Annotated in this window: 4 protein-coding genes and 1 pseudogene; 4 read left to right on the top strand and 1 reads right to left on the bottom strand. The window is 72.0% G+C overall.

Going from position 1 to position 5,141, the window contains the following annotated elements; all coding sequences use genetic code 11:
* Positions 1–67: 67 nt before the first annotated feature.
* Positions 68–1,417, bottom strand: coding sequence for an ABC transporter substrate-binding protein (locus tag GA0115240_RS14680; RefSeq protein ID WP_161302223.1), 1,350 nt, complete (start codon positions 1,415–1,417; stop codon positions 68–70).
* Between the two features lie 278 nt (positions 1,418–1,695).
* Between GA0115240_RS14680 and GA0115240_RS14675 the strand changes: the two genes are divergently transcribed.
* From GA0115240_RS14675 to GA0115240_RS14660, 4 genes and pseudogenes are all read left to right on the top strand, one after another.
* The gene (locus tag GA0115240_RS14675; protein ID WP_256069807.1) at positions 1,696–2,478 is read left to right on the top strand and encodes an IclR family transcriptional regulator; all 783 of its coding nucleotides are present in this window, start codon (positions 1,696–1,698) and stop codon (positions 2,476–2,478) included.
* A 197-nt stretch (positions 2,479–2,675) separates the two neighbouring features.
* Positions 2,676–3,335: a ThuA domain-containing protein gene (locus GA0115240_RS14670; RefSeq protein ID WP_093737122.1), complete on the top strand. Its 660-nt coding sequence runs from the start codon at positions 2,676–2,678 to the stop codon at positions 3,333–3,335.
* Positions 3,320–4,396: a Gfo/Idh/MocA family protein gene (locus GA0115240_RS14665; protein WP_093737121.1), complete on the top strand. Its 1,077-nt coding sequence runs from the start codon at positions 3,320–3,322 to the stop codon at positions 4,394–4,396. Before GA0115240_RS14670 ends, GA0115240_RS14665 begins: the two co-directional genes overlap by 16 nt.
* Before the next feature lie 287 nt (positions 4,397–4,683).
* A pseudogene (locus GA0115240_RS14660) lies at positions 4,684–5,141 on the top strand (alpha-mannosidase); the annotation flags it as partial.

Below are 5,141 nucleotides of genomic sequence, written 5' to 3'. Positions count from 1 at the left end.
CCGGGCGCCGGGCCGCCGCCGGTGCCGGTTCCGGCCGCCGGGCCGAGTGCGGGACGAGGCGCCGTGGTCACTTTTTCGCCGTCGCCCAGAAGGAGTCCTCGAGCTTGGCCATCGCCTTGCCGGTGGTGGCCACGTTCTTCTGGGCCAGCGGGTTCAGGTCGGCCAGCACGTCGGCCATCGAGTCCTGGTCGTAGCCGCCGGGCCGGAAGGTGTTGACGCCGGGGTCGTAGGTGGTCTCCGGCGTGCCGACGAAGGTCTTGGTCATGTCGGCGAGCGTCGGGCCCATGATCTGGGCGGCGTCCGCGCCGAGTTCGGTGGCCGGCACCTCGGTGGCGTCCTTGGCGAACTTCGAGGCGACCGACGGCTGCGCGAGGAACTTCATCCACTTCTCGGCGTTGTCGGCGTGCTTGCTGGTGGACGCGACGGTCAGACCGGTGAGCGCCAGCGGGCCCAGGGCCGGCTTGGGCACCGCGCCGGCCTGCGGGCCCGGCAGGCCGAAGGCCATCACGTCGTCGGGATTCATGCCGTTCTGCTGGAGGAACGCCAGCGTGAAGGTGCCGCCGATGTCCCAGGCGGACTTGCCCTGGGCGAATGCCTGGTCGGCGGTGTCGATGTCGAGCGTCTGGGTGCCGGGCATCCAGTAGGGCTGCATCTGGTCGTACAGGCCGAGGACACTGAGCCCGTCGGGTGACGAGAAGTCCGCGGCGGGGTTCTGGCCGAACAGCGCCTGGTACTTCTCCTTGCCGAGCTGGGCGAAGGCCAGCGGCTGGAGCACCCAGGTCAGACCGGTGGCGCGGACCTTCAGGCCGAGGCTGACGCCGCCGTTGGTGCCGTCCTTGGCCTTGGTCGCCTTCAGGTCGGAGATGAACTCCTCCCAGCTGGCGGGAGGCTGAGTGATCCCGGCGGCGGCGAGCATCTTCTTGTTGCCCATCACGATGCCGAAGGTGCCGGAGGTGAAGGGCACGCTGAACCGCTGGCCCTTGCGGACGCCGTGCGACTTGGAGTCCGACGGCAGCGACTCCTGGTACGCGGCGTCGGTGATACTGCCGGAGGTCTGCACGCCTTTCTGGTACAGCCCGTTCCAGTCGGCGCCGACGTCGCCGGCGATGTCCTTGGCGATGCCGGTGGCGCCCAGCGCCCAGTCCTCGCCGTCCGAGTGCACTTCGAGCACGTCGGGCAGGTCGTGGGTCTTGGCGGCGGCCTGCACCTTGGTGGTGTACGCGTCGTCGGGGCCGTACGCCTCGATCTTGACGGTGATGCCGGTCTGCTTCTTGAACTGCGCGGCGGCGTTGCGCAGACCGGTGACATGGGACTGCTTGAAGGTCCACATGTCCAGCGTCTTGCTGTCGCCCGAGCCGCCGGACGAGCCGCCGCAGGCGGCGATCGGCCCCAGCGAGACCACGGTCGCGACGGCCACCGCCAGCAGCCTGCGCCGGCTCCGGGACGGTCCGGTGGTCCGCGGCGCCTTGGGGACGCTCGGGGAATATCGTGCGAAAGGTGTGCGAGCTGCGTGAGATGCGTGAGAAATACGCATGGCCCCTGCCTCGGGTTTCGATCGTTCAGAAGACCGAATGACGTTGGAGTACCTGAACATAGGGTCGCGTTTGAGATAGCGTCAAGGCGCGCGCTGCGATTGGGTGGGCACCCAGGGGCCGTTGAGGCGTCGGCGCGGGGAGCGGAGGATCAGTGGAATCGGTGGCAGAAGCGGCGCGCGGGCGCAGGCCCGAGGAGGTCAAGTCCGCAGCCCGGGTGCTGGAGGTGCTGGAGCTCCTCGGGGCCGACGGGGCCCGGCTCTCGCTGGCCGAGATGGCCGGCGCGATGGCCGTGCCGAAGAGCAGCCTGCACGCCATCCTGCGGACGATGGAGGCGCGCGGCTGGGTCGATCTCGACCCGGCCGGCACCCGGTACAGCCTCGGGCTCAAGGCGCTGCTGACCGGCACCGCCTACCTGGAGGGCGACGACGTGACGAGCCTGGCCGGGCCGGTGCTCGACGCGCTCGCCGACGAGACCGGCGAGGCCGTCCACCTGGGCAGGCTGGACGACACGCACGTCGTCTACCTGGCCAAACGCGAGTCCCGGCACGCCCTGCGGATGTACTCGGCGGTCGGCCGCCGGCTGCCCGCGCACGCCACCGCGCTGGGCAAGGCGGTGCTCTCGCAGTACGACCACGCCGAGGTGCAGCGCCGGCTGGACTGGCCGCTGGAGCGGCTGACGCCGAACACCGTGGTGGACCCGGAGGCCTTCCTCGCCCAGCTCGCCGAGGCGCGGCTGCGCGGCTGGGCGGTGGACGACGGCGAGAACTCGGTGGACATCCGGTGTGTCGCGGTGGCCCTCGGCAGCGGCCAGGGCGCCGACGCGATCAGCTGCTCGGCGCCGGCGAGCCGGATGGACGACGCGCGGCTGGAGGAGGTCGCCCAGGCGGTCATCGAGGCCGCCCACTCCCTGAGCACCCTGCTCAAGCGCCTCGGCGGGCGCTGAAACCCCGTCCGCGCCCGCGGCGCCGGGGCCCCCACCACCCCCTGGCGTACCGCCGGTTCGGGTTTGTCAAAGGGATTGACAAACTCCGATGGGCCTCCTTACGTTCGGAATCCGGTACGTCATTCTGCTACCCGTACGGACGCTGTTCGCCTATCCGTACGGGCCCGCTGCAGCACCGATGGGAGCGTGCAACGCCCGTGACCACTGCGACCCGGCGGGCCCTTGTGGTCCGCGGCGGCTGGGAGGGCCACTCACCGGTGGCGATCACGGACCTCTTCCTGCCCTGGCTGAAGGACCGGGGCTTCGGCGTCGAGACCTCCGAGAGCCTCGACGCCTACACCGACGCCGCACTCCTCGCCGCCACCGATCTGATCGTCCAGTGCTGGACCATGGGCGAGATCACCGCCGACCAGACCCGGGGCCTGGTCCGCGCGGTCGAGGCGGGCACCGGATTCGCCGGCTGGCACGGCGGGGTGCTCGACTCCTTCCGCGGCGACCTCGACTACACCCTGCTGACCGGCGGTCAGTTCCTCATGCACCCGCCGGGCTTCCACGACCACACCGTCCAGCCGCGCCCCGAGCGGGCCGACCACCCGGTGGTCGCCGGACTCACCGCCTTCGGCGTGCACACCGAGCAGTACTGGGTGGCCACCGACCCGGACATCGACGTCCTCGCCACCACCACCTTCCCGCCCGGCCCGGGGCGCGACCACCCCGTGGTGATGCCCGCGGTGTGGACCAGGACCCGCGGCGCCGGACGGGTGTTCGTCTCCGCGATCGGCCACAAGGCCGACGACTTCGACGTGCCCGAGGTGCGGACGCTGACCGAGAGGGGACTGCTGTGGGCCGCCCGCTGAGGATCGGCATGGTCGGCGCCGGCAAGATCAGCGGCGCCTACCTGGACACCCTGGCCGCACGCGAGGACCTGCGGCTGACCGCCGTCACCGACCTGGACACCGGCCGCGCCCGCGCCGCGGCCGGCCGCGGCGGCGCCGAAGTGGCCGGCGGCGTGGCCGAACTCGTCGCCCGCGACGACGTCGACGCGGTGCTCAACTTGACCGTCCCCGCCGCGCACGCCGAGGTGGCGCTCGCCGCGATCGCGGCCGGCAAGCACGTCTACGGCGAGAAGCCGCTGGCCACCACCCGCGAGGAGGCCGCCGGAGTGCTGGCCGCGGCCCGCGCCGCCGGGGTGCGGGTCGGCAGCGCGCCCGACACCGTACTCGGCACCGGCACCCAGACCGCGCGCAAGGCGGTGGACGACGGACTGATCGGCGCGCCCGTCGCCGCCACCGCCTTCATGACCACCCCCGGGCACGAGGCCTGGCACCCCGACCCGGAGTTCTACTACCGGCCCGGCGGCGGCCCGCTGCTCGACATGGGCCCCTACTACCTCTCCGCGCTGGTCCACCTGCTCGGCCCGGTGGCCACGGTCAGCGGCGCCGCCGCCACCCCGCGCGCCGAACGCGTCATCGGCAGCGGCCCGCGCGCCGGGCAGCGCTTCCCGGTCGAGGTCGCCACCCACGTGACCGGCATCCTGGAACACGCCGGCGGCGCCCTGTCCACGCTGGTGATGAGCTTCGACATCCACGCCGCCCGGCTGCCGCGCATCGAGGTGCACGGCACCGACGGCTCGCTGTCCGTACCCGACCCCAACGGCTTCGCGGGCCCGGTCGAGCTGTACTCCTCGGGCAGTTGGCAACCGCTGCCGGTCTCGGCCGGCCACCCGGGCGCCGGCCGCGGCATCGGACTCGCCGACCTCGCCGACGCACTGGCCGCCGGGCGCCCGCACCTGGCCTCCGCCGAACTCGCCGAGCACGTCCTGGACGTGATGCTCACCCTGCTGGACGCGGCGCAGCGCGGCACCGCGCTGGCGGTGACCAGCAGCTGCGAGCGGCCCGCGCCCGTTCCCCTGCGATAAACCGAAGCGAACCGATCGGCCCGTGAAAGGCGGCGGACACCGGAAAAGGTGCGGCATTCCGGCACGGCGGCGGGAAGAGCCGGCAGCGGCCCGGCCCGCCGCATTTCGCTGCCTGCGATGTCAGGCGAATTACTGGACAATACTTGCTCATTGCGGCCCGAAACTATCCTGACATCGCTATTTCACCAGGTCACGACCTGCGGTAAAGCGGAAGTGGCACCAGGCGTTGACTTGATAACACACATGGTTTTACATGGCGGTCACTGGCTGGACAGGAAGGGCTGCCCATGCATGACCGGATCAATTCCGGCGAAGAGCGCATAGCCGCATTCCTCGCCGAACGGCTGCGCCCCGCGCTCTATCCGCAACGGCTTCCGATGGACATCGGAGCCTGGCATCTGCCGGGTGAGCCGGTTCCCGCCGAGGTGGCGCTGCGCGCCGACTTCACCCCGTTCACGGCCGGCGAGAGCTGGGGAGGCCCCTGGGCCACCACCTGGTTCCGGCTCCGGGCAACGGTTCCCGAACGCTGGGCCGGGCGCCGGGTCGAGGCCCTCATCGACCTGGGCGGCGACGGCGACGGCGGCCGGGCCGAGGGGCTCGTGCACGACGAACGGGGCGTCCCCGTCCAGGGACTGCACCCGCACCTCGACGCGGTGCTCGTCGCGGCCTCCGCGACCGGCGGCGCCCCGGTCCGGCTGCTCGTCGAGGCCGCCGGCCAACCCCCCGACCGGACACGGCGCCGGCG

Source organism: Streptomyces sp. DvalAA-14 (assembly GCF_900091855.1).
Classification (GTDB): domain Bacteria; phylum Actinomycetota; class Actinomycetes; order Streptomycetales; family Streptomycetaceae; genus Actinacidiphila.
The sequence above is the reverse complement of the archived record's forward strand: the minus strand, read 5'-3'. Positions and strand labels throughout refer to the sequence as shown.